This window comes from Bradyrhizobium dasycarpum (assembly GCF_042019905.1).
Taxonomy (GTDB): domain Bacteria; phylum Pseudomonadota; class Alphaproteobacteria; order Rhizobiales; family Xanthobacteraceae; genus Bradyrhizobium; species Bradyrhizobium japonicum_B.
Window position 1 is genome coordinate 266,928 of sequence record NZ_CP169574.1, and the last position, 21,299, is coordinate 288,226.

Here is a 21,299-nt window from a genome sequence, read left to right on the forward strand (position 1 = left end):
AGAGCCGCCGATGCGATGGTTGATGGGACTGACGGTGTTGCTCTGGCTTGCAGGGCCCGCATCTGCGGCCGAGCAGGAGCTCGAACTGTCGGTCGCAGGTCGCACGACGCTCGCGACGCTGCGCACGCCCGATGCGATGACGCCGGATACGCCGCTGGTCGTGTTGACGCACGGCACGCTGGCGCACAAGGACATGGAGGTCATTCAAGGCGTTGCCAAGGCGCTGGAGCAGCGCGGCATCGCCTCGCTCGCGCATACGCTGTCGCTGGGAGCCGATCGCCGCAAGGGCATGTATGACTGCGCGGTGCGACATGACTACGTCGTCGAGGATGCGATTGCCGAGATCGGCGCCTGGGTTGCGCGGGCAAGAGGCGTGTCGCGGCTCGTCTTCGCGTTCGGCCATTCGCGCGGCGGCAACCAGGTCGCGCGCTATCTCGCGGCAAGCGAATCCCCGGCGGTGGCGGGTGCGGTGCTGCTGGCACCGGTCACCGCAAAAGCCGAGGCCGATCTGCGAGCCGCCTACGCCACGAGCTATGGCAAGCCGCTCGCGCCGCTGCTGGAGCAGGCGACCAAGCAGGTCGCGGCCGGGCGCGGCGGGGAGTGGATGGACGTGCCCGGCTTCATCTATTGCCGCAACGCCGTGGCGACCGCCCGTGCCTTTGTGTCTTTCTATGCCGCCGATGCCGGCCAGGACACCGCCGCGCTCGTGGCGCGCGTGAAGCTGCCGGTGCTGGTGCTCGCCGCGACCAAGGATAGCGTCGTGCCCGACGTGGCAGCCGCCTTCGCTCCGCTGGCCGGGTCGAGCGGCGGCCGGGTGCAGCTCGACACAATCGAGGACGCCGATCATTTCTTCCGCGACCTGTTCGCGGAGGACGTCGCCGACCGCATCGCCGAGTTCATCAAGCAGACACGATAGGAGGGGACCATGCAGCGTCGATCGATGCTTCGTGCGAGCCTTGCCGGACTATTTGGTGCCTTCGCGGTGCGCCAGGCGTCCGCAGCGACGGAAACGCCGGGGCGACAGCGCGTCGTCTATCATCTCGCCGATGCCGATCGTGTCGTCTTCGTTCTCGGCAACCTGCAGAACCATGTCGACGGCGTCGGCGGGCCCGGGAAGGCCGACATCAGGTTGGTCGTGCACGGGCCAGCGCTACGCACCTTCCACGCCCTCGCGGCCCACGACCACATTGTTGCGATGATGGCGAAGCTCGTCGATGCCGGCGTCGGCTTCGATGCTTGCGCCAACACGATGAAGGCTCAGGGCGTCAAGCTGGACGATCTCACGCCCGGTTTCGTCGTCGCCGAGAAGGGCGGCGTGGTACGGCTCGCCGAGTTGCAACAGCAGGGATTTGCCTACCTGCGTCCCTGAACGGGCGTGGGCTGCGCCCAGGGCTTGATCTCGCTCATACAGCGCGGCCGCGCCTCGCGATAGATTGGCAAGTCCAGGGCATACCGAGGCGGCCGTGCTGACGACATTCATCGATCTCATGGGGGAAGACCGGCTGTCATGGCTGGGCGGCCTCCTGGTCGGCGGTCTCTTTGGATTCTTCGCCCAGCGCAGCCGCTTCTGCCTGCGCGCAGCCGCCGTCGAGTTCTCCCGCGGCGCCGGCGGGCCGCGCCTTGCGGTGTGGCTGTTGACCTTCGCCGCCGCGCTGGTGGGCACGCAAGGCTTGGTCGCGCTCGGCTGGCTCGACGTCTCCGAGGCGCGCCAGCTCGCGCAGCAGGGCAGCATCTCCGGTGCGCTGGCCGGCGGGGTGATGTTCGGCTGCGGCATGATCCTGGCTCGCGGCTGCGCCAGCCGGCTGCTCGTGCTCTCGGCCAACGGCAATCTCAGGGCGCTGCTGTCGGGACTGGTGTTCGCGGTCGCCGCTCAGGCCTCCTATCGCGGCTTGCTGTCGCCCGCGCGCGAGTGGGTGACCAATCTGTGGCTGGTCGACGGCGGCCCGTCGCGCGACATCATGGCGATGTTCGGCGCCGGCACGCCCGAGAAGCTCGCCTTCGGAGGCGTCTGGCTGATTGCGGGGCTGTCCTTCGCCTTTCGCAGCCGGCTGCCGCGCCACCTGATCCTTGCCGCGCTCGCGGCCGGCGCGGCCGTCGTCGCCGGCTGGCTCTTCACCTACCAGCTGTCGCAGGCCTCATTCGCGCCGGTGACGTTGAAGAGCCTCACCTTCAGCGGACCGTCGGCCGAATTGCTGATGCTGGTTCTGAACAGCTCGCAGCTGCGGCTCGGCTTCGACCTCGGCATTATTCCGGGCGTGTTCCTCGGCTCGTTCGCCGCGGCGGCGTATGCGGGTGAGCTGAAGCTGGAAGGATTCTCGGACGGGCTCGGCATGCGCCGTTACCTGCTGGGCGCGGTGCTGATGGGGTTCGGCGCCATGCTCGCCGGCGGCTGCGCGGTCGGCGCCGGCGTGACCGGCGCCTCGGTCTTTGCGCTCACCGCCTGGCTCGTGCTCGGCGGCATGTGGCTGGGGGCGGGGCTCACGGATCTGATCGTCGACCGCGCCGGCATGCCGCAAGCCCGACCGGCCGCGGGCTCGCCGGCGTCCGGCATCTAAAAAGACTTTAGAGATTGCTAAATTAAATGTTTTGAATATGATGTTTGCCGGTGCTGGCTGATCGTGCCGCAACGATCCTGGCACAACACAACGCTTCCGGGGAAACGCACATGACCACCATCACGGAAAGCTACGCTCGCGAAGCGCCGCGCACGGCGCGGATTGACTGGTCGCCTTATCTCGTTGGTGCGGGAATTGGCCTTTTGAGCTGGATCGCCTTTGCCGTGTTCGGAGATCCGCTCGGCGTCACCACCGCCTATTCGCGCATCGCCTCCCTGTTTGCCATTCCCGTGGTCGGACCCGAGGCGGTGGCACAGAACGCCTATTGGAAGAGCATGCCGCTGAAATTGGACTACGGTGTCTGGTTCCTCGTCGGCATTCCGGCAGGCGCTTTCATCTCCGCGGTGATGTCGGGGACGTGGCGGCTCGAGCTCGTGCCCGAGGTCTGGAAGGAGCGGTTCGGGCCGTCGATCGCAAAGCGTTTCATCGGCGCGTTCCTCGGCGGAGCCGTGATCATGTACGGCGCGCGGCTTGCCGGCGGCTGCACCAGCGGACACGGCATCTCCGGCGGGTTGCAGCTCGCGCTGTCGAGCTGGCTGTTCCTGGCGGTGATGTTCGCCACCGGGCTCGGAATTTCCGCGCTCATGTTCCGCAAACGGTGAGGGACCTCCGATGACAGCGATGATGACAATCCTTGGTCCGGTGCTGATGGGTGCGGCGTTCGGCTTCCTGCTCCAACGCGGCAAGGTGACCAACTGCAATGTGATCGAGAATCAGTTCCGCCTGCGGGATTTCACCGTGCTGAAGGTGATGGGCACCGCGATCGTGGTCGGTGGGATCGGCGTGTTGTTGCTGGTCGACACCGGCAATGCGAAATACTACGTGAAGGATGCCAACCTGCTGGCGGTCGCGCTCGGCGCCGCCCTGTTCGGCACCGGCATGGTGGTCTACGGCTATTGCCCGGGAACGGCGCTCGGCGCCATCGCGACCGGCAGCGTCCATGCCTTGGTCGGTGCGCTCGGCATGGTGGCCGGGGCCATCCTCTACGCCCTCAGCTTCGACTGGTTGAAGGCGCACGTGCTCAACGTCTGGGCGCTGGGCAAAGTCCGTCTTCCGGATGTGACGCACGTGCCCGACATCGTCTGGTTCGCCGCACTTGCGGCCGGCGCCGCGCTGTTCTTCTGGTGGGTCGAATCCGCCGAAGCCAGGCGGAAGTGAACGCAGCAAATCACCGCGATCCCAAACGGTCAGAGTCGCATATCACCGTTTTGGTGTCGTGCAGAACAGCCTGTGCAGCGTCGAAATCAGCTCTTCGATCCGCCGGTCTGCGATACGGTACCACATCGTCTGCCCGTCGCGCCGACAGGCAACGATGCGTTCGGACTTCAGCTTCGCCAGGTGCTGCGATAGAGCCGAAGCGGAAAGGCCGACATCCTCGGCAAGTGCGCTCGCGCTGATTTCGCCATATTCGACGAGCTTGCAGACGATGAGCAGACGATGCTCATTGGCGAGCATGCGCATGAGGGCGGCCACCCCCTTCGCCTGCCTTTCGAGTTCGCTGGTATTCATTCGGCGCATGACGGTGTTCATTAGCATTTCCGTGCCGACGGTCAAAACGGGGAATCATGACCTCGCAGGTAATGGAAGGGCCGGCACCTGCATGCTAGATTTTCGGCCATGAACGCACATGCATCCACGGCGCGTACCGAACGCAGCCAACCGGTCCATATCGGCGACCATTTGCGCGAATGGCGGCAGCGCCGCCGCATGAGCCAGCTCGATCTCGCGGGCGAGGCTGAAATCTCGGCGCGTCACCTGAGCTTCGTCGAAACCGGCCGCGCCGCGCCCTCGCGCGACATGGTGCTGAGGCTCGCCGAACGCCTCGACGTGCCGTTGCGCGAACGCAACGTGCTGCTGGTCGCGGCCGGCTATGCGCCGGCCTTCCAGCAGCGGCCCCTGGGGGATCCTGCCTTGAAATCAGCCCGCCAGGCCATCGATCTCGTGCTCAGGGCCCATGAGCCCAATCCGGCGCTCGCCGTGGACCGGCACTGGAACCTGGTGTCGGCCAACCGCATGGTGGCGCCGCTGCTCGACGGCATTCCGCAGCGGCTGCTCGGCCAGCCCTTCAACGTGCTGCGGCTCGCCTTCCATCCCGAAGCGCTGGCGCCGCGCACGGTCAACCTCGCGGAATGGTGCGGGCACCTCCTGGAGCGGCTGCACCGGCAATGCGAGGCAACCGCGGACCCCGAGCTGATCAAGCTCTACAACGACCTCAAGAGCTATCCGATCCCGGCGCGCGCGGGGCCGCTGTCGAGCGACAATGTCGCGATCCCCTTCAAGCTGCGTCACCAGGGCGAGATCCTGAGCTTCTTCTCCACCACCATGGTGTTCGGCACGCCGGTCGACATCACGCTGTCGGAGCTGGCGCTGGAAACCTTCTTCCCGGCGGACGAGCGCACCGCCGAACGGCTCAAGCAGATGGCGGCCGGGCTGTCATAGCGGCGTTTACAGCGCGCGTCGGCGCTCGCGTAATAGATAGATGGACACACGTTCCTCCCGGCCTTTACGCACCCCAATCCCGTCGGCGAGCTGCTGCGCGGCTGGCGCCTGCGACGCAGCCTGACCCAAGCGGAGTTGGCGTTCTATGCCGGCATCTCCATCAAGCATTTGAGCTATATCGGCTTGAAAATGGCGCTCATCGCGGTCTCCCCTTCCTGATCCCAGGGCTTGATCGTGGCCACGACTATCCCGGCGGGCCGGAGCCATCACAATAACCGCAGAGGTGCAGCCCTGAGCCATGCGGGACGGGTGCCTTGCGCCTCCCCCGGTTCGGCTTATCTTCCGGCGAACCCGTGACCCGCCCAAAGGAGGCGCCTGACATGAGCACGCTGAAACCGCTCCAGATCGACGTCGTCTCCGACGTGGTGTGCCCCTGGTGCTACATCGGCAAGCACCGGATCGAGAGCGCGCTGGCGCTGGTGCCCGACGTCCCGGTCAAGCTCAATTTCCGCCCCTTCTTCCTCAATCCCTGGGTGCCGCGCGAAGGCATCAGCCGCGAGGCCTATCTCACCCAGAAGTTCGGCTCGGTCGAAGCCTACAAGGGCATTGCCGGGCGCGTCGTTGCGGCCGCAAGCGAGGAGGGCCTCGTCTACAAGCCCGAGCTGGTCGCGCGTCAACCCAACACCACCGACTGCCATCGTCTCATCCTGTGGGCGGAGGCGATCGGCAAGGCGCCCGAGATGAAGCAGCGCCTGATGGAGCTGTATTTCCGCGACGGCGGCGATCTCACCGATGTGAACGTGCTGGTGCAGGCGGCCGCCGATATCGGCCTCGATGCCGAGGACGTGCGCAGGCGCCTCGCCACCGACGAGGACGTCGCGCGCGTCTCGGCGGACGCCCAGGAGGCCGCCGACAAGGGCATCTCCGGCGTGCCGACCTATGTCTTCGCGCAGAAATACGCGGTCTCCGGCGCGCAGGATCCGAACCTGCTCGCCCGCGCCATCCGCCAGGTCTCGGCGGAGATCAACGCGCAGGCGGCGGAGTAGTCTTCGCTGATTTGCGGAGCCGGCGAACCAGGCGTCGCGCGGTCTCGTGCGCGGCGTTGAGGCCGACCAGCGCTCCGTGAATGAGCGCCACCACCGGATCGTGCCGCCGTAGCGGGATCAGCACGTCGCCGACCGCGAAGCGTCCCCGCCAGATCGGGTTGATCATGGGATGGTCGGCGCTCGCGGTGGAATCGGCGCTAGCGATGGCGGGATCGGCGCAGAGATGGCGGGTGAGCCTCGAGCGTGAGCTGCACGCCCGGTGAATACCTGGCAAAGCGCTCGTCGATGCCGAGCTTGAAGAAGAAGGCGCGATCCTGGTGGCGCAGCACGATGCCGGCGGCCACTGGCGTCGTGCCGGCGCGAAGCGTGATGATCTCGCACTGCGCGGTCTCCGCCAGCGCCGGGACGGCGCGGCGAATAAACGTCGCATCGCCGGCATGCTGGACCAGCGCGGTGCCGCGCTTGCCTTTCCAGCCGCTGGCTTCGAGCTGCAGGAACGTTTCGAGCGCGGGGCCGATCTCGTCGGGCCGGCGTGCGGCCTCGAACGTAACGGGGCCATGCTCTTCGAGGCGATGGCGCAGGCGGCGCAGCTCCTTGAGCTTCTTCGCTCCGAGCGCGTCCCGCAACAGCGTTTCGTCGTCCTGCGTCGCATCGAGGCTGGCGCGCAGGTAGGAGGACAGGACGCGCGGCTTCAGGCCGTCGCGGCTCAAGGCCTGCTTGAGCGCCTTCATCGCGGCGCCGTCGAGCGCGACGTCGTTCAGCACGAGCGCGTGCGCACCGGCCTTGCGCGCCTGCTGCAACAGCTGCGTGGCTGCCGCGATCGGAGCGTCGCGATCGATCAGCGGGCTGCACAACGTGCCGTAGGGATGCGCGCTCACCAGCGCGGGCAGGGGAATTCTCCAGGCTCGCCACAGCGAGATCACGGGCATCAGGCCGATCAGCCGCGTCGAAGAGCCGTCGAATGCAGGCAATGCCGAGGCGTCCATGCGGCCGCGCGCGGTGGCGCTGACGGCGAGTTCCCAGGCGGGCAGGTAATATCCGTTCGGCTCGACTGCCCGCTGCGCGAGTGCGCGCCATTGACCGCCGTCTATCGCAACGAGCGGGACGCGCGCCGCCATGGCGTCCTTTGCGGATGCCGGATGAATCGCCGCCTGCTGCGCGATGTCGACCACGTCCCCTCGTCCCGTTCACGCGGGCAAGTGCCGCGTCACGTGGCCATGCTTAGCGCAAAGATTGGAAAATACCGTTGGCGCGCCGATTCAATTCGAACGGTAATGTTAACGTCTCATTGAGCATCCGTTGCCGGATGCTCAATGAGACCCTACTTGTCGCCCGGCACGAAATGATCCCGGGCGCTCGCCCGTCCACCGCCGGCGGTATCGGTGATCGTGACCTCGAGATCGCGCGAGGTCTTCGGCAGGTCGGCGGGCCCGACCTGCACCGACAGCCGGACCTCGCGGGTCTGGTCCTGCCCGACCTCGACGACGGGCTTGTCCCCGGGAGCGGCCTCGACGCCGGCAACGCGAACGGTCGCGCCGGGCAGCCCGGAGACCTCGATTGCAAACGATCGCTGTGCGCCCTTGTTGAGAATGCGCACGGTGTAATCGTTGCGGACCCCGCCATCCGACAGCTGGACAAACAGCGGATTGCGCTCGTGCAGCACGTTGACGTCCATGGTCGCGCGCGTGGCGAGCGTGTACAGCATGACGCTGCCGACGATGGCGATCGCCGCGGCGTAGACCACGGTGCGCGGGCGGACGATGCGATAGATCGGCGGCTTGCCCTCGCGCCGGCGCTGCATGTTGATGTCGGTGTCGTAGCCGATCAGCCCCTGGGGACGTCCGATCTCGCGCATGACATTGTCGCAGGCGTCGATGCACAGGCCGCACTGGATGCAGCCGAGCTGGATGCCGTGTCGGATGTCGACGCCGGTCGGGCAGACGTTGATGCACTGGTGGCAATCGACGCAGTCGCCGGCGAGGCCACCCTGCGCACGGGCAGCTTCCGCCTTCTTCACCGACATGCGCGGCTCGCCGCGGTCGCGGCGATAGGTGACGTTGAGTGCCCATTCGTCGGTCAAGGCCGCCTGGATGCGCGGCCACGGGCACATGTAGATGCACATCTGCTCACGGGCATGGCCGGCGAAGACGTAGGTCGTCGCAGTCAGGATCCCGATCCAGAGATAGGCGATGAACGGAGCCTGGAAGGTCGCGAGCTCCTTCACCAGCGTCGGCGCATCGTCGAAATAGAGCACCCAGGCGCCGCCGGTCCACCAGGCGATCATGATCCAGAGGAAATGCTTCAGCGCGACCTTTCGGATGTGGTCGAACGTCCAGTAGTGCTTGTCGCCCTGCATGCGCTCGCGGCGGTCGCCCTCGACCCAGCGTTCCACGGCATAGAACAGGTCGGTCCACACCGTCTGCGGGCAGAGATAGCCGCACCACAGCCGTCCCGCGACGGCGTTCATCAGGAAAAGCATCATCGCGGCGAGGATGAGCAGGCCGGTGAAATAATACACCTCCTGCGGCCATAGCTCGATGAAGAAGAAATAGAAGCGGCGATGCGGCAGATCGATCAGCACGGCCTGATCGGGCAGCCCGGGGCCCCTATTCCAGCGCACGAACGGCAGGAGATAGTAGATCCCGAGCGTGACGCAGAGGATCGCCCATTTGATGCGGCGGAACGGCCCGTGGACCGACTGCGGATAGACCTTTCTGCGCTTCTCGTAGAGAGGCCCCTCGATGAAGGTGTCGTCGGTCATGGCAAATTCCCCCGCATTTCAGGCTGCATCCGCGCGTTCAGGAGAACGCGCAGCCGCTGCTCAGGCCCAGCTTCTTGAACACGATGGCGGCGGGGCAGAAGCCCGTGAACGAGGCCTGCAGCATGTTAAGCCCGGCGAAGGCCGTCAGCAGGTACCAATAGGCATTCACATAGGTGCCCAGTGCGAGACCGAGCAGGACGACGCATCCAGCAAACGCGAGGACGGCTTTATCGACATTCATGGCAGACTCCTTTTTGATCTTGCGACGTTACGAACGGGTCAAGTTGGCTTCGGTCCAGGCGACGATGCTGCGTGCATCCATCGCGCCGGAATGGCGGGCGATCTCCCGGCCGCCGCGCATCAGCAGCAGCGTCGGAATGCCGCTGATGTTGAGCTGCGACGACAGAGCTGGTGCATTGTCCGAGTTCAGCTTCAACAGACGGACGCCGGGCTCGAGCTGTTGCGCCGCGCGTGCGAACATCGGGGCCATGGCGCGGCAGGGTCCGCACCATGGTGCCCAGACGTCGACGAGCACGGGAATGTCGTTGCTGGCGACATGACGGCCGAAGGCGGCTTCGTCCACCTCGATCGGTTGGCCCGTGAACATCGGCTGGTGACAGGCGCCGCAGCGCGCACCTTCCGGTGCGCGCCCGGCGGGCAGGCGGTTGATGCGCCCGCAATGTCCGCAGACGATCTGGCGTGTCGTGCTCATGTGCCGGTTCGGACCTCCTTGATCTTGGCGATGTTCAGCCGGTCGAGCAGGAAGCGCTCGTAGAACGGCTCGCTCTCGCCGCGCCGCATCTTGCGCAGGAAGTATTTCTCGAAGGCGACCTTGGCGAAGTGCACCCATTCGCCCTTTGAAGACCAATTGACGTTGCGCGGCGGAATCTGCGGCTGCGCGAGGAAGGCGACGCCGGAATCGCCGAAATCGGCGAGGCAGATTGCGTTCCAGGTTGGCTGCGCCGTCGGCGCCTTGCCACGGAGCAGGGCACCGATGTTGATCGCGGTCGCGGTCACCATGGATTCGATCATGAAGCCGGTCTTGGGCACGCCGACCGGCACCGGTGTCGCGCCGATCGGCGCGATCGCCACGCAGACGCCGACTGCAAAGATATTGGGGAAGGCCGGGTTCTGCTGGTGCTTGTCGACGATGACGAAGCCGCGCGGATTGGTCAGCTTCTCGATGCCGCGCACCGCCTCGACGCCGCGAAAGGCGGGCAGCATCATCGAATAGGCGAATGACAGCTCATGAGCCTTGCGGGACGTGCCGTCGTCGGCAAACTCCTCCACCGACATCAAGCCAGGGGCGACATTGTCGACGCGGGCATTGGTGATCCACTTGATGTGCTTCTCGCGCATCTCGCGTTCCAGCAGGCCCTTGGTATCGCCGACGCCGTCGAGACCGAGATGGCCGATATAGGGCTCCGAGGTGACGAACGTCATCGGTACCCGGTCACGCAGCTTCCGCCGGCGCAGTTCGGTCTCGAGAATGAAGAGAAATTCGTAGGCCGGGCCGAAGCAGGAGGCGCCCTGAACCGCCCCGATCACGACCGGGCCGGGGTTGGCTGCGAGCTTCTCCAACGCGTCACGGGCATGTGCGGCGTGATCGACGTGGCAGATCGACTGGGTATGACCCTGCGGCCCGAGACCCGGAATCTCGTCGAAGGCGAGTTCGGGGCCGGTCGCGACGACCAGATAATCATAGTCGATCGACGTGCCGTCACCGAGTTCGACACGGTTCTCCCCGGGGTGGACGCGCTTTGCGCCCTGCGTCAGCAGCCGCACGCCCTTGCGTTTCATGACATCTGCGAGATCGATCTCGATCTCTTCGCGCTTGCGCCAGCCGACGGCCACCCAGGGATTCGAGGGTACGAAGTGATAGACCGCGCCTTGCGAGATGACGCTGACGCGGTCCTCCTTTCGCAACTGGGGCAGCAATTCATAGGCCATCAGCGTTCCGCTCAGACCGGCTCCGATTACGACGACTTCCGCCATGGGTACCTCCGTTGGACCAAGCCGCTTCGCCGGTTCAGTTCCGGCCGTCATGCGGCGCTTGACTATATATTCGTATTTTTGTATATACGCAAGTATGAAAATAGATACCGAAGTCATGGAGCGGGCGGCGGATCAGGCGAGCGTGCTGCTCAAGGCGCTCTCGAACCGTCACCGTCTGCTCATCATCTGTCAGTTGATCGACGGCGAGCGGTCGGTCGGCGAGCTGGCCGAGTTCCTCAGTCTGCGCGACTCCACGGTCTCCCAGCATCTTGCGCTCCTTCGCAAGGATGGCCTGGTCGCATCCAGGCGCGACGCGCAGACGATCTTTTATTCGATCGCCAGCGAGCCGGCGCGTGAAGTGTTGAAGACGCTCTACCAGGCGTTCTGCGCACCGAAGTCCGCCAGGAACAAGCCTACGAGAGCTCGGGGGAGGGCGCCTTGACCAGGATCAACACGCTTCTCTCCCATGCAGATGAAATGAGCTGCGCTGCGGCGTGGTGATGCTTTGGTCGTGACACGGAAAAATCCCATGCGATGTATGGCGAGATATTTGGGCCTGTTGGCTGCTTTCGCGGCGACAGGCCTGTCTGCAACAGCAGCGACGGCAGCCGAGACAATCGTGGTCGCGCGGCAATCGATCGCGGACGAAAAGGCGGTATTCGCCACGGTCGAAAGCACCAGCGTGGTTCCCGCGCGCGGACGCATCGGCGGCACGGTGGCTCAGCTCAAGGTCAGGGAAGGGGATCGCGTTGCCGCCGGCCAGGCGATCGCGGCCATCGGTGACGAGAAGCTCGTGCTGCAAATGAAATCACTCGACGCCCAGATCGAGGCACTGCAGGCGCAGGCCAACCAGGCGCAACTCGACTTCACCCGAACCGAGGGGTTGGTCGAGCGCGGTATCCTGCCGCGGATCAAGCTGGACGAGCAGCGCACGGCGCTCAACGTCGCCGAGAACGGGCTGCGGGCCAAGACCGCCGAACGTGCTGTCATCAACGAGCAGCTCAACCAGGGACAGGTGCTCGCGCCGGCGGACGGGCGTGTGTTGAAGCGGCTGATCACCGTGGGATCCGTCGTGCTCGCGGGCGATCCCATCGTCACCGTCGCCCAGCAGAATTTCAAGCTGCGGCTGCGCGTGCCGGAGCGCCACGCGCGCTTCCTCAAGGCCGGCGACAAGGTCCGCGTCGATGGCGCGGAGCTGGCGGGAGAGGCCTCGAAATGGGGCGTGGTCGATCTCGTCTATCCCCAGATCGAGGAGGGGCGCGTCATTGCGGATGCGACGGTCGAGGGGCTCGGCGAATATTTCGTCGGCGATCGCTTGCGGGTCTGGGTCGCCGCCGGAACGCGAACGGCCTTCGTCATTCCCGCAGGCTATGTGATGACGCGGTTCGGTATCGACTATGTCCGGATCCGGAAGGGCGACGAGACGATCGACGTGCCGGTGCAGCGCGGCCGCGACGTGCCGAGGCCGTCGCTTCCCGACGGCCTCGAAATCCTGTCGGGCATCCAGGCCGGCGACCAATTGGTGCGGCCGTGAATCTCGGGCTGTCAGGACGGTTGACCAGGTCGACCATCGCATCGCCGCTCACCCCGCTGTTCCTGATCGGTGCGCTGGTCGTGGGTCTGATCGCCGTCGTGGCGATCCCGCGCGAGGAGGAGCCGCAGATCAGCGTTCCCATGGTGGATATCCGCGTCAATGCCGACGGCCTGCGCGCGCCCGACGCGGTGGAACTGGTGAGCAAGCCGCTGGAATCGATCGTCAAGGGCATCGACGGCGTCGAGCACGTCTACAGCCAGACCGAGGACGACCGCGTGATGGTCACCGCGCGCTTCCTGGTCGGCACCAAGTTCGAGGATGCCATCCTGCGGGTGCACGAGAAAATCCGCGCCAACCTCGACCGCATTCCCGTCGGCATTCCGGAACCGCTGATCGTCGGGCGGGGCATCAATGACGTTGCGGTGACGGTGTTGACGCTGTCGCCGAAGCCCGAGGTCGCCAGCCGCTGGACCGACAAGGACCTCTACGAGCTCGCCGACAAGCTGCGCGCGGAGCTGATGAAGGTCGACGACATCGGCCTGACCTACATATCCGGGGGCGCCGCGCAGCAGATCCGGGTCGAGCCCGATCCGGAGAAGCTGTCGCTGTTCGGCGTCACGCTTCAGCAGCTCGTGGCCAAGGTCAAGGACGCCAACCGCTCGTTCCTGGCCGGGCAGGTTCGCGATGCCGGCATCGTGCGGGGCGTCGCGGCGGGGCAGACGCTGTCCGGCATCCCCGACATCGGGCTATTGCTGATCACGAGCCGCGACGGCCGGCCGGTCTACGTCAAGGACGTCGCCTCTGTCGTCGTCGGTCCGAGCACCACCGAGCATCGCGTCTGGACGGATCTGCGCGGGGCCGCCGGGCAGTGGACGCGGACGCCGGCCGTCAGCCTGGCGCTGGCCAAGCGGGCCGGCGCCAATGCGGTCGTGGTGTCCGAGAATATCGCGGAGCGCCTGGAAGGGTTGAAGTCGCGCCTGATCCCCGAAGATGTCCAGGTGACGGTGACGCGCGATTACGGCGAGACCGCCAACGAGAAGGCCAACGAGCTGCTGTTCCACCTCGGCCTTGCGACCGTCTCGATCGTCGTCCTGATCGCGATCGCGATCGGCTGGCGCGAAGCGCTGGTGACGTTCGTCGTGATTCCCACCACGATCCTGCTCACGATGTTCGCCGCCAACCTCATGGGCTACACGATCAACCGCGTCAGCCTGTTCGCGCTGATCTTCTCCATCGGCATTCTCGTCGACGACGCCATCGTCGTGGTCGAGAACATCGCGCGGCACTGGGCCATGCGCGACGGCCGGCCGCGCCTGCAGGCCACCATCGAGGCGGTGGCGGAGGTCGGCAACCCCACCATCGTCGCGACGCTGACCGTGGTCGCCGCGCTGTTGCCGATGCTGTTCGTGTCAGGCCTGATGGGACCCTATATGGCGCCGATCCCGGCCAACGCGTCGGCCGCCATGCTGTTCTCGTTCTTCGTCGCGATGGTGGTGGCGCCCTGGCTGATGCTCAAGCTCGCGCCGAGGGGCGATGTTGCCTCGGCGCATGCGGAGCACGACGAAGGCCGCCTCGGCCGGCTGTACCGGCGCTTCGCCACGCCGATCGTGCGGAGCAAGCGGTCGGCGTGGCTGTTCCTGCTCGGCGTCGGCATCGCGACGGTGCTGTCGATGACGCTGTTTGCGACCAAGTCGGTGACGGTCAAGCTGCTGCCGTTCGACAACAAATCCGAGATCGCCGTGGTCGTCGACCTGCCGGAAGGCGCGAGCCTGGAGGCGACCGAGCGTACGCTGTTCGGCGCGGCCGAGATCGCACGGCAATTGCCGGAGGTCACCTCGGTGCAATCCTATGCCGGCACGCCGGCGCCCTTCAATTTCAACGGTCTGGTGCGGCACTACTACCTGCGGAGAGGCCCGAGCTCGGTGAGGTGCAGGTCAACCTGGCTGCGCGCGGCGAGCGCAAGCGCGCGAGCCATGAGATCGCGCTCGATCTGCGCGAGAAGCTGAAGGCGCTCGATCCGCCCGCGGGTACCAGCATCAAGGTGGTCGAGGTGCCGCCCGGGCCGCCAGTGCTGTCGACGCTGCTCGCCGAGGTCTATGGTCCCGATGCGACGACGCGCCGGGCGGTGACGGCCGAGCTCAAGAAGATCTTCGCCGAAGTGCCGTTCATCGTCGACATCGACGATTCCATCGGCGAGAAGCGGCCACGGCTGCGGCTCTCGATCGACCAGGACCGGCTCGAATTCTTCGGCGTCGAGCAGCGCGACGTCTACGACACGATCCAGACGCTGTTCGGCGGCACCTCGATCGGCTATTCGCATCGCGGCGAGGACCGCAACCCGATCGAGATCGCGGTGCATCTCGGAAAGCGCGATCTGGTCTGGGACGAGGCGCTGGCCTCGACGCCGGTGCCGGCAAACACCGTGCCCGGCAGCAAGACCGTGGTCGAGCTCGGCCAGGTCGTGAAGGCGACCATGGAAGAGGGCTCGCCGACCATCTTCCGCCGCGACGGCCGCTTCGCCGACATGGTGATGGCCGAGCTCGCCGGGCGCTTCGAGGCGCCGCTCTACGGCATGCTCGCGGTTGCCGATCGTGTGGATGCGCATGATTGGGGCAAGCTGCCGAAGCCCGCGATCAGCCTGCACGGCCAGCCATCGGACGAGTCGCGCCCCACGCTGCTGTGGGACGGCGAATGGGAGATCACCTGGGTGACCTTCCGCGACATGGGCGCTGCCTTCGGCGCGGCCATCCTCGGCATCTATGTGCTGGTCGTCGCCCAGTTCAGGAGCTTCCGTCTGCCGCTCGTCATCCTGACGCCGATTCCGCTGACGCTGATCGGCATCCTGATCGGGCACTGGCTGCTGGGGGCGCCGTTCACCGCGACCTCGATGATCGGCTTCATAGCGCTCGCCGGCATCATCGTGCGCAACTCGATCCTGCTGGTCGACTTCATCAGGCACAGCGGCGGGGACGGCAAGTCGCTGCGCGAGGTGGTGCTGGAGGCCGGCGCGGTGCGCTTCAAGCCGATCCTGCTCACCGCGCTTGCGGCCATGATCGGAGCTGCGACCATCCTGCTCGATCCGATCTTTCAGGGATTGGCGATCTCGCTGCTGTTCGGGCTCGCCTCGTCAACGCTGCTCACCGTGCTGGTGATTCCCGCGATCTACATCGCCTTGCGCGCGCCGCGCGAGGCGGCTTCGACCACAGCTAAATCCAGCTAACGAGGGTCCGATGGACAAGAACTACGTCGACATCACCAGGAACATCTCCGCCAACCTGGAAGAAGCTGCGCAGCGACATTCCCGATACGATGAAGGGATTCTCCGCACTTGCCCAGGCTGCCACGCGTGACGGCGCGCTGGACAAAAAGACCAAGGAGCTGATGGCGCTGGCGCTCGGCGTCGCCGCGCATTGCGACGGCTGCATCGGCTTTCACGCCGAGGCGCTCGTCAAGCTCGGCGCGAGCCGCGAAGAGATCGAGGAGACGCTCGGCATGGCCGTCTACATGGGCGGCGGGCCCTCGCTGATGTACGCCGCGGATGCGATCGCGGCGTACGAGCAGTTCCAGCAGCAATCGACCGCCGCATGAGCGCGGTCACCTCGTAAGGCATACGAACGGGACCGGGCGATTCGCCTCGTCCGGTCCCGACCATCACGCGTTACGGATTACCAGCGGTCGCCGACGCCCACGCCGACGCTGACGCCGGGCGCGCGAATGCCGACGCCGGCGCGCGGGCCGTCATCGTAGTGACGATGATACGTCCGGCGCTCATAGTAGCGGTCACGCGGCATGTAATTGTAGGAATCGCGCACGATCACCCGCGAACCGCCGCGCGTGCGATAGCAACGGCCGGCGTCGTCGCAGACGAGCCGCACCTGCTGAACCAGATCCGGGTCGGTGTACTCGCTGGTGGTGTAGATATCGGAAGCCCTCGCGCCCGAGACGGCTGCCAGGGCGCCCACGCCCGCCAACAGCGCAATCGTAAATGTCTTCATCATGTCCTCCTCGAAACTGCCCTCGGCGGTAACAAGAAGGGGAGGCAGTGATCGTTCCCCGCCGCGATGCTCGTTTTTCCCGGAACCTTCGGGCAGCGACGGTTCCTAGATCGGCTCGTAGGTCTCGGTACCGCAGATGTCGTCGGCTTCCGCCCGCCGGCGGTCCACGACCTTCCCGCCGTTGATCGTGACGATGTAGGTCTGGGCGCCCAGCGACGTGCCGGTCGCGGAGGTGAGCTGCGCGCGGACGCAAGCGGTCCAACCCGGCCCGCGCACCTCGCGACGGGGCGGGGCGACGTGCACCTCACGCGGATAGGAGGTGGCGAGGAAAACCACATCGATCTGCTCGCGCACCACACGCTTGACGTCGGGAGGCGCTTCGGGCGGGAGTTGCTCGGCCTCCTTCATGCGCATGAACTCCGGCACCGGCGCGCGGCTGTCGGCAAAGCCGCAGGCACCGAGTGCGAGTGCGCCGGCGAGCAGCGCCGCATGAGCAATGATCCGTAACATCCGTGAAAGTCCCCTGCGGGCGGACAGATAGGCACGAATGCGGTCGGGCGAAGTCCTTGCCGATCAAGATTTGCTGAGGCCTCCACAAGCCCTTGAACCCGCGGCATTGCTATTCCGCGATTGCGGGCCAGCTTGTACCCCAAACGAAGGGGATTGCGCCGATGAGGGTTTTGGTCATCGCCGCCGCCGTGCCGGCGCTGACCGCTGCCTCGGCGCAGGGCCGGCGGCCGCCCAGCTTTACCTGCGGGATCCAAGACGAGGCCGCCGCGACCGCCGCGCGGGTGACCGCAAGCCTGCGCCGGCGTTGCCGTCGTCGCGGCGCGCAATCATCATTGCCTTGTGGATGCGATGCGAACACCCGTTCACATCGCGGGCGCTAACGCACGAAGGCGAGGCCGACGCGCTTGTCACGGCGCCAAACTGTGCGACAATTCCGCACGAGCTCGTCGCGCGCGATCGAGAGCGTGAACGATTGCGGTAACGTGACGGGAGCGTCGAGGTCGATCGCCGCGCCGCCCGCCGACATGTTTCGCACCGTGCAGGCGAAGCCGTTGTTTTCGAAGGTGATCGTTCCACCCTTGAAAACACGGTGGCGCTGCGCTGTACGCTTCTCGATCATCGGCGTCGGTCCATCACGATGATTGTGGAGTAATGCACAGAAATTACGTTGAACTAAACTCAATATCGGCGCTGCTCGCACGGCGCTTCAGACTTCATTTACGACGTTCGAGCGGAGAGCCTCTCCGCCGATTTCCCTGCAAGCTTTTCTTTTATGGCGTCACGGCGCCGATGGAGATTCCGATGAAGACCACGTTCTCGCTTCTGTTCGCCGCTGCGCTCTCGCTGTCGTCGATGCCCGCCCACGCCGTCAAATGGGACCTTTCGACCATGAGCTGCAAGCAGTTCCTCGAGAGCGGCGAAGACAACATCCAGGTCGTGCTGACCTGGATGGATGGCTGGTACAAGGGCGACGAGGACAACGCGATCATCGACACCGACGTGTTCATCGCGAACGCCAAGAAGTTTGGTGCCTATTGCGGAAAGAATCCGACCGCCAGCATCGTCACGGCGGCTGACGAGGTGCTCGGCAAGTAGCTGGAAGAGCGGACCGAAGCGCCGGCGCCGTCGCGCCTGGGGTCTCGATGCGAACGTGATGGAGAGCCGCGGTGCGCTTTGCGCGCGCGCGGCTCTCGCTTTTTGGTCAGCCCGGCAACATCGCGAACGCGCTGGATATCATCGCGGCCGGCTTGTTGTCGGTCGCCGACAGCAGCGTGACGCGGCCGAAGCTCATGGTGCGCCCGAGCCGCACCACGCGCGCGTCCGCCAGGACGTCCGACGAGGATACCGCGCGCATGAAATGCGTGGTCTGGTCGACCGTCGTCATCGGGCGATAGCCGCGATTGGCCGCAAGGATCGCGATCACCATCGCGGTGTCGGCGAGCGCCATCAGGGCCTGGCCGCAGACCACGCCGCCGTTGCGGCATAGCCGCTCCGAAAACGGCATGCGCAGCAGCGCGCCCGGCTGCCAGTCCGGCGCGTCGGCCGGCTGCACGTGCTCGAGGCGCTCGACCGCGAGGTTGAGGTCCTGGACCCAGGGCGCAAAAACCTCGCCGAGGATGCGTCTGGCGTCGGGGAGGCCGAATTCGGCGTCTGGCTGCCTTTGCATTGCTGTCGTGCTCTCCTGTATTGCCGGATGTTTCGTCCCATTGTGTGCGCATCGGCGCGGCAAAGTCACCCGGTCTCGCGGCGGTCCCGTCGGCTTGAAAATGCCCGACTTGGCCCGGTATGATGCCTTGCTTGGGAACGGGTGGATGATGTTGCGTCGGTGTGTCCTCGCCTTTTGTATGATCGCCCTCGGCCTCGCGCTGAGCGGGTGCACCAAATGCGGCCCGATCTGGGACGATTGGCTGCATGGGCCCAAATCGTGCCGGTCGGACCGGTCCTAGCGGGCCCCTGACGGCCCCGGCGCGGGCGATCCGTGCCTCATGGATGATCAAGGAGTAGACGATGAAGCTTTTCCGTATGGCGGCGGTGCTGCTGGCGGCGCTGGCGGGACCTGCCTATGCGCAAATGCCCAATATCAATTTGATGCAGGATGGCCCGAGCAAGTCCCCCGAGGAGAAGGCCGCGGAAGCCGAGCGCGAGAAGGCCTACAAGGAAACGCTGAAGAAGATCCCGGAGTCCAAGGCGTCCAGTGATCCCTGGGGCGGCATGCGCGCCGATCCGCCGAAGCAGCCGGCGGCGCCGAAGGCATCGGCCGCGACGAGCGCGCCGAAGAAGACCAAGAGCGGCACGGCCGCCAACTGACCACGGCTTCGTCCGGGAGGCGGCACAGGCCTTACAGGACTCCTCTTCGGCCGGCCCGCGTCCTACATTTGCCTCTGAGCGTAGCGCGTAGAGGAGGGCAGGACATGGCCGATCGTCCGCGGGATCTCGCCGAGCGGATGGCGCGACGGCGCAAGGCGGCCGGCAAGCCCGGCCAGACTTTCGGCGATGGCTATCTGCGCGAGACCTTCACGCTGCCGCGCGCGGCGGCGCGGGAACGCGCTCAGGCCTTCTTCGCCCGCTACCCCAAGGCCGGCTATATGAGCGCGGTCGAGACCTGGCGCGAGCTGCCGGGCGGCGACATCGAATTCACCATGCGGCGGCTGCCCAGCGCGGACTGAAGCCGGCCTGCTCGAGCCTCTTCCTAGTCGAGGGTTTCGGCGACGATGCGGATCCGGAAGACGGGCTCCTTGGCCTCGTCCAGCAGCTCCATGTGCCATTCGGAATTTTCCTGGAGCTTGCGGGCAATGCCGGCGGTCATGTCGGCGCAGACATTGGTCATCTCTTTCCAGGCCGAATCGCGATCGGCAAATTCCGTCGCCTGGTCGGCGCAGCCGGAATAACGGCCATTCCGGATACGAAAGAAATAGAGCGGCATGGCTGGCACCGATCGCGCGCGTGACGGCCTCGTCCCCAAGGCCACGGGCGCGCGCAGTCCAATCCCAAACCCGCGTCAGATCAATTCCGGGCGGCTACGGATGATGCCGCCGCCTGCAAACATGCTGGTCGTCATCCTATTCCCGGGACAAGGAAATCTGTTGGTTGACGGTCGGTTACCCCGTGGTTCTCCGACCATGAACAGAGTTCCTGGGCTGCATCCGGTCGCGTTCTTCGCCGATGGCCGACACGCGACGCAGACCAGTCCCCGCCAACGGCTTCCGATGCACGCGGCGGCATGTGCCTTGCTTGCGTGATGACGGCAAACAACATGGGTCCGCCATGCTCGGCATTCCCCGCCGTTACAGTCATTTCGTGTTCGGGATCATCCAGTCCGGGCTGACCTCGCTGATCGCGGCGGGGATCGCCAGCTTGCCCGCGGGCAGCGCGACGATCTTCCTCGGCCACTGGATGGCGTCGTGGCTAATCGCCTGGGCCGCCATGCTGCCGATCGTGCTGCTGGCGGCGCCCGCGATCCGCGCCTTCGCGCTGCGCCTGACCCGGGAGGAGAGCGACCCGCGCGCCGGCAGCCAGGCATGAAAAGGCCCCGCCTGGGGAGAGCCAAGCGGGGCAGAGAGTTGTTGGAGGCTGAGGTGCTGGGCTGCAACACCATAGCCGCATCATCCTAGCCGGCTCCGCTTACGGCAGCCTGACAGGCCGCAGGCTTGCGGGCCCGAGCTATGGCCGCAGACTGGCCCCGCAGCGGTCCCAATTTCGACATCCGTTCGCACAACTGCGGTCACACAGGTCGGCAAGATTTTAGACCGTTCGGCGCAGCCATGGGGGAAACGTGGCTCGCCGACGATGGGGTGGCATCATGGATAACGTAGAGCGGTCGTTCGCCGCCGCGACAGCGGCTGGCTTCGTGGTGCTGGTGATCGGCCTGGTGCTGCTGGCGCTGCTGTAGCGTGGGCACTGCCGGCCGTCGTGGCCTGCGATGATCGCAGGTCGCGGCAGGCGGCCAATCTCAAAAATTGGAAAGCAACCCCATGCACAGTAGGTTGCATGGAAATTCTGCTGTTCTTTCAGTGGTGATCGAGGTGTTTAAATACCTCAATGATTTGTGACGCCAGCAAAGCCACGCGGCGGCCGTCTCGCCGCCCTGCCATGACGCACCCCTGCAGGTCGGTCGATCCCGAACCGGCTGGAAGCGTCAGCCGCTGCGCCGCTGTCGGTTCCGAAGCCGGTCGCTGCAGGCTCTAGTGGATCTTGATGTCATTCAGGGGAAGATGGAGCTCGCTGGCGCGCTCTTCGCGATCCTTCCTGCGGAACTCGTTTTCCGTGCGCTCGAACTTCATCATCTCCTCAAGCGCCGCCTCCGGCAGAGGTTTGCGCCTGATCGTTTCGCGGTGCTCGTTGTCGGTCATGACTGATCCCCAGAGTTGCGGTCTCGCCCTGGAGAAGGCCTGGGACCGCGAAAAG

At 65.8% G+C, this 21,299-nt stretch carries 24 protein-coding genes and 3 pseudogenes; 15 read left to right on the forward strand and 12 right to left on the reverse strand.

The genetic code is table 11. The annotated features are described in order from the left end of the window. Positions 1-10 precede the first annotated feature (10 nt). The 5 genes from ACETMP_RS01230 (at position 11) to ACETMP_RS01250 (ending at position 3,773) form a co-directional block, all read left to right on the forward strand. Entirely contained in the window at positions 11-916 is a 906-nt protein-coding gene (locus ACETMP_RS01230) for an alpha/beta hydrolase (RefSeq protein WP_375159611.1), read from the forward strand. 9 nt (positions 917-925) lie between these two features. After that, positions 926-1,369 carry a DsrE family protein gene (locus ACETMP_RS01235; RefSeq protein ID WP_375159612.1) on the forward strand — a complete coding sequence of 148 codons (444 nt, stop codon included), beginning with the start codon at positions 926-928 and terminating at the stop codon, positions 1,367-1,369. A gap of 94 nt (positions 1,370-1,463) precedes the next feature. Then, the gene (locus ACETMP_RS01240) at positions 1,464-2,555 is read left to right on the forward strand and encodes a YeeE/YedE family protein (RefSeq protein WP_375159613.1); all 1,092 of its coding nucleotides are present in this window, start codon (positions 1,464-1,466) and stop codon (positions 2,553-2,555) included. 110 nt (positions 2,556-2,665) lie between these two features. After that, the gene (locus tag ACETMP_RS01245) at positions 2,666-3,217 is read left to right on the forward strand and encodes a YeeE/YedE thiosulfate transporter family protein (RefSeq protein WP_375159614.1); all 552 of its coding nucleotides are present in this window, start codon (positions 2,666-2,668) and stop codon (positions 3,215-3,217) included. Positions 3,218-3,227: 10 nt separating this feature from the next. Next, positions 3,228-3,773, forward strand: coding sequence for a YeeE/YedE thiosulfate transporter family protein (locus ACETMP_RS01250; protein ID WP_375159615.1), 546 nt, complete (start codon positions 3,228-3,230; stop codon positions 3,771-3,773). A gap of 42 nt (positions 3,774-3,815) precedes the next feature. On the opposite strand, the gene ACETMP_RS01255 is transcribed toward ACETMP_RS01250, so the two are convergent. Next, positions 3,816-4,145 carry an ArsR/SmtB family transcription factor gene (locus tag ACETMP_RS01255; RefSeq protein WP_375159616.1) on the reverse strand — a complete coding sequence of 110 codons (330 nt, stop codon included), beginning with the start codon at positions 4,143-4,145 and terminating at the stop codon, positions 3,816-3,818. Positions 4,146-4,232: 87 nt separating this feature from the next. Between ACETMP_RS01255 and ACETMP_RS01260 the strand changes: the two genes are divergently transcribed. Both ACETMP_RS01260 and ACETMP_RS01265 read left to right on the forward strand, forming a co-directional pair. Further along, positions 4,233-5,054 (forward strand): helix-turn-helix domain-containing protein, encoded by an 822-nt coding sequence (locus ACETMP_RS01260; protein ID WP_375159617.1) that lies wholly within the window; start codon positions 4,233-4,235, stop codon positions 5,052-5,054. Between the two features lie 380 nt (positions 5,055-5,434). Then, on the forward strand, positions 5,435-6,100 hold the full coding sequence (locus tag ACETMP_RS01265) for a DsbA family oxidoreductase (protein WP_375159618.1): 666 nt from the start codon (positions 5,435-5,437) through the stop codon (positions 6,098-6,100). Here the strand turns inward: ACETMP_RS01265 and ACETMP_RS01270 are convergent. The 5 genes and pseudogenes from ACETMP_RS01270 to ACETMP_RS01290 form a co-directional block, all read right to left on the reverse strand. Next, a pseudogene (locus ACETMP_RS01270) lies at positions 6,078-7,272 on the reverse strand (GNAT family N-acetyltransferase). The gene ACETMP_RS01265 and the pseudogene ACETMP_RS01270 sit on opposite strands and share 23 nt — an antisense overlap. 149 nt (positions 7,273-7,421) lie before the next feature. Then, positions 7,422-8,861 carry a cytochrome c oxidase accessory protein CcoG gene (ccoG, locus tag ACETMP_RS01275; RefSeq protein WP_375159619.1) on the reverse strand — a complete coding sequence of 480 codons (1,440 nt, stop codon included), beginning with the start codon at positions 8,859-8,861 and terminating at the stop codon, positions 7,422-7,424. A 37-nt stretch (positions 8,862-8,898) separates the two neighbouring features. Next, a complete protein-coding gene (locus ACETMP_RS01280; protein ID WP_375159620.1) occupies positions 8,899-9,102 on the reverse strand; it encodes a DUF2892 domain-containing protein in 204 nt (67 codons plus the stop codon). Between the two features lie 27 nt (positions 9,103-9,129). Then, on the reverse strand, positions 9,130-9,573 hold the full coding sequence (trxC, locus tag ACETMP_RS01285; protein WP_257196198.1) for a thioredoxin TrxC: 444 nt from the start codon (positions 9,571-9,573) through the stop codon (positions 9,130-9,132). Beyond that, the gene (locus ACETMP_RS01290) at positions 9,570-10,856 is read right to left on the reverse strand and encodes an NAD(P)/FAD-dependent oxidoreductase (RefSeq protein ID WP_375159621.1); all 1,287 of its coding nucleotides are present in this window, start codon (positions 10,854-10,856) and stop codon (positions 9,570-9,572) included. The genes trxC and ACETMP_RS01290 overlap by 4 nt, the downstream gene beginning before the upstream one ends. Positions 10,857-10,971: 115 nt before the next feature. Here ACETMP_RS01290 and ACETMP_RS01295 point away from each other — a divergent pair, with 115 nt between their 5' ends. The 4 genes and pseudogenes from ACETMP_RS01295 to ACETMP_RS01310 all read left to right on the forward strand — a co-directional run bounded on the left by ACETMP_RS01295 (position 10,972) and on the right by ACETMP_RS01310 (position 15,978). Beyond that, positions 10,972-11,298: a metalloregulator ArsR/SmtB family transcription factor gene (locus ACETMP_RS01295; protein WP_028137405.1), complete on the forward strand. Its 327-nt coding sequence runs from the start codon at positions 10,972-10,974 to the stop codon at positions 11,296-11,298. A gap of 96 nt (positions 11,299-11,394) precedes the next feature. After that, positions 11,395-12,390 (forward strand): efflux RND transporter periplasmic adaptor subunit, encoded by a 996-nt coding sequence (locus tag ACETMP_RS01300; protein WP_375159622.1) that lies wholly within the window; start codon positions 11,395-11,397, stop codon positions 12,388-12,390. Next, positions 12,387-15,610, forward strand: a pseudogene (locus ACETMP_RS01305) (efflux RND transporter permease subunit). Before ACETMP_RS01300 ends, ACETMP_RS01305 begins: the two are co-directional and overlap by 4 nt. A gap of 10 nt (positions 15,611-15,620) precedes the next feature. Further along, a pseudogene (locus tag ACETMP_RS01310) lies at positions 15,621-15,978 on the forward strand (carboxymuconolactone decarboxylase family protein). Between the two features lie 77 nt (positions 15,979-16,055). Here ACETMP_RS01310 and ACETMP_RS01315 read toward each other — a convergent pair. The 3 genes from ACETMP_RS01315 to ACETMP_RS01325 form a co-directional block, all read right to left on the reverse strand. Further along, positions 16,056-16,388 carry a hypothetical protein gene (locus tag ACETMP_RS01315; RefSeq protein ID WP_375159623.1) on the reverse strand — a complete coding sequence of 111 codons (333 nt, stop codon included), beginning with the start codon at positions 16,386-16,388 and terminating at the stop codon, positions 16,056-16,058. Between the two features lie 102 nt (positions 16,389-16,490). Next, complete coding sequence (locus tag ACETMP_RS01320) at positions 16,491-16,895, reverse strand: hypothetical protein (RefSeq protein ID WP_375159624.1); 405 nt, start codon at positions 16,893-16,895, stop codon at positions 16,491-16,493. A 376-nt stretch (positions 16,896-17,271) separates the two neighbouring features. Then, complete coding sequence (locus ACETMP_RS01325; RefSeq protein WP_375159625.1) at positions 17,272-17,514, reverse strand: PilZ domain-containing protein; 243 nt, start codon at positions 17,512-17,514, stop codon at positions 17,272-17,274. Positions 17,515-17,696: 182 nt separating this feature from the next. Between ACETMP_RS01325 and ACETMP_RS01330 the strand changes: the two genes are divergently transcribed. Then, the gene (locus ACETMP_RS01330; protein ID WP_028137398.1) at positions 17,697-17,990 is read left to right on the forward strand and encodes an HdeA family protein; all 294 of its coding nucleotides are present in this window, start codon (positions 17,697-17,699) and stop codon (positions 17,988-17,990) included. 106 nt (positions 17,991-18,096) lie between these two features. Here ACETMP_RS01330 and ACETMP_RS01335 read toward each other — a convergent pair whose 3' ends face one another. Beyond that, positions 18,097-18,561 (reverse strand): PaaI family thioesterase, encoded by a 465-nt coding sequence (locus ACETMP_RS01335; RefSeq protein ID WP_375159626.1) that lies wholly within the window; start codon positions 18,559-18,561, stop codon positions 18,097-18,099. A 341-nt stretch (positions 18,562-18,902) separates the two neighbouring features. Between ACETMP_RS01335 and ACETMP_RS01340 the strand changes: the two genes are divergently transcribed. Further along, on the forward strand, positions 18,903-19,202 hold the full coding sequence (locus ACETMP_RS01340) for a hypothetical protein (protein ID WP_375159627.1): 300 nt from the start codon (positions 18,903-18,905) through the stop codon (positions 19,200-19,202). 104 nt (positions 19,203-19,306) lie between these two features. Continuing rightward, entirely contained in the window at positions 19,307-19,561 is a 255-nt protein-coding gene (locus ACETMP_RS01345; RefSeq protein ID WP_375159628.1) for a hypothetical protein, read from the forward strand. 23 nt (positions 19,562-19,584) lie between these two features. Here the strand turns inward: ACETMP_RS01345 and ACETMP_RS01350 are convergent, their stop codons facing one another. Continuing rightward, positions 19,585-19,818: a DUF6894 family protein gene (locus ACETMP_RS01350; protein WP_018316629.1), complete on the reverse strand. Its 234-nt coding sequence runs from the start codon at positions 19,816-19,818 to the stop codon at positions 19,585-19,587. Positions 19,819-20,159: 341 nt separating this feature from the next. Here ACETMP_RS01350 and ACETMP_RS01355 point away from each other — a divergent pair, with 341 nt between their 5' ends. After that, positions 20,160-20,417, forward strand: a complete 258-nt coding sequence (locus ACETMP_RS01355) for a DUF2798 domain-containing protein (RefSeq protein ID WP_375159629.1) — start codon at positions 20,160-20,162, stop codon at positions 20,415-20,417. Positions 20,418-21,076: 659 nt separating this feature from the next. Here ACETMP_RS01355 and ACETMP_RS01360 read toward each other — a convergent pair. Beyond that, on the reverse strand, positions 21,077-21,244 hold the full coding sequence (locus ACETMP_RS01360) for a hypothetical protein (protein ID WP_063831431.1): 168 nt from the start codon (positions 21,242-21,244) through the stop codon (positions 21,077-21,079). Positions 21,245-21,299: the final 55 nt, after the last annotated feature.

Coding starts and splice junctions, on each gene's coding strand:
- ACETMP_RS01360 (WP_063831431.1), bottom strand. CDS start 21,244: ATGACCGACAACGAGCACCGCGAAACGATCAGGCGCAAACCTCTGCCG.
- ACETMP_RS01235 (WP_375159612.1), top strand. CDS start 926: ATGCAGCGTCGATCGATGCTTCGTGCGAGCCTTGCCGGACTATTTGGT.
- ACETMP_RS01245 (WP_375159614.1), top strand. CDS start 2,666: ATGACCACCATCACGGAAAGCTACGCTCGCGAAGCGCCGCGCACGGCG.
- ACETMP_RS01260 (WP_375159617.1), top strand. CDS start 4,233: ATGAACGCACATGCATCCACGGCGCGTACCGAACGCAGCCAACCGGTC.
- ACETMP_RS01315 (WP_375159623.1), bottom strand. CDS start 16,388: ATGATGAAGACATTTACGATTGCGCTGTTGGCGGGCGTGGGCGCCCTG.
- ACETMP_RS01290 (WP_375159621.1), bottom strand. CDS start 10,856: ATGGCGGAAGTCGTCGTAATCGGAGCCGGTCTGAGCGGAACGCTGATG.
- ACETMP_RS01255 (WP_375159616.1), bottom strand. CDS start 4,145: ATGAACACCGTCATGCGCCGAATGAATACCAGCGAACTCGAAAGGCAG.
- ACETMP_RS01320 (WP_375159624.1), bottom strand. CDS start 16,895: ATGTTACGGATCATTGCTCATGCGGCGCTGCTCGCCGGCGCACTCGCA.
- ACETMP_RS01355 (WP_375159629.1), top strand. CDS start 20,160: ATGCTCGGCATTCCCCGCCGTTACAGTCATTTCGTGTTCGGGATCATC.
- ACETMP_RS01340 (WP_375159627.1), top strand. CDS start 18,903: ATGAAGCTTTTCCGTATGGCGGCGGTGCTGCTGGCGGCGCTGGCGGGA.
- ccoG (WP_375159619.1), bottom strand. CDS start 8,861: ATGACCGACGACACCTTCATCGAGGGGCCTCTCTACGAGAAGCGCAGA.
- ACETMP_RS01230 (WP_375159611.1), top strand. CDS start 11: ATGCGATGGTTGATGGGACTGACGGTGTTGCTCTGGCTTGCAGGGCCC.
- ACETMP_RS01350 (WP_018316629.1), bottom strand. CDS start 19,818: ATGCCGCTCTATTTCTTTCGTATCCGGAATGGCCGTTATTCCGGCTGC.
- ACETMP_RS01335 (WP_375159626.1), bottom strand. CDS start 18,561: ATGCAAAGGCAGCCAGACGCCGAATTCGGCCTCCCCGACGCCAGACGC.
- ACETMP_RS01300 (WP_375159622.1), top strand. CDS start 11,395: ATGGCGAGATATTTGGGCCTGTTGGCTGCTTTCGCGGCGACAGGCCTG.
- ACETMP_RS01330 (WP_028137398.1), top strand. CDS start 17,697: ATGAAGACCACGTTCTCGCTTCTGTTCGCCGCTGCGCTCTCGCTGTCG.
- ACETMP_RS01325 (WP_375159625.1), bottom strand. CDS start 17,514: ATGATCGAGAAGCGTACAGCGCAGCGCCACCGTGTTTTCAAGGGTGGA.
- trxC (WP_257196198.1), bottom strand. CDS start 9,573: ATGAGCACGACACGCCAGATCGTCTGCGGACATTGCGGGCGCATCAAC.
- ACETMP_RS01265 (WP_375159618.1), top strand. CDS start 5,435: ATGAGCACGCTGAAACCGCTCCAGATCGACGTCGTCTCCGACGTGGTG.
- ACETMP_RS01295 (WP_028137405.1), top strand. CDS start 10,972: ATGGAGCGGGCGGCGGATCAGGCGAGCGTGCTGCTCAAGGCGCTCTCG.
- ACETMP_RS01280 (WP_375159620.1), bottom strand. CDS start 9,102: ATGAATGTCGATAAAGCCGTCCTCGCGTTTGCTGGATGCGTCGTCCTG.
- ACETMP_RS01345 (WP_375159628.1), top strand. CDS start 19,307: ATGGCCGATCGTCCGCGGGATCTCGCCGAGCGGATGGCGCGACGGCGC.
- ACETMP_RS01250 (WP_375159615.1), top strand. CDS start 3,228: ATGACAGCGATGATGACAATCCTTGGTCCGGTGCTGATGGGTGCGGCG.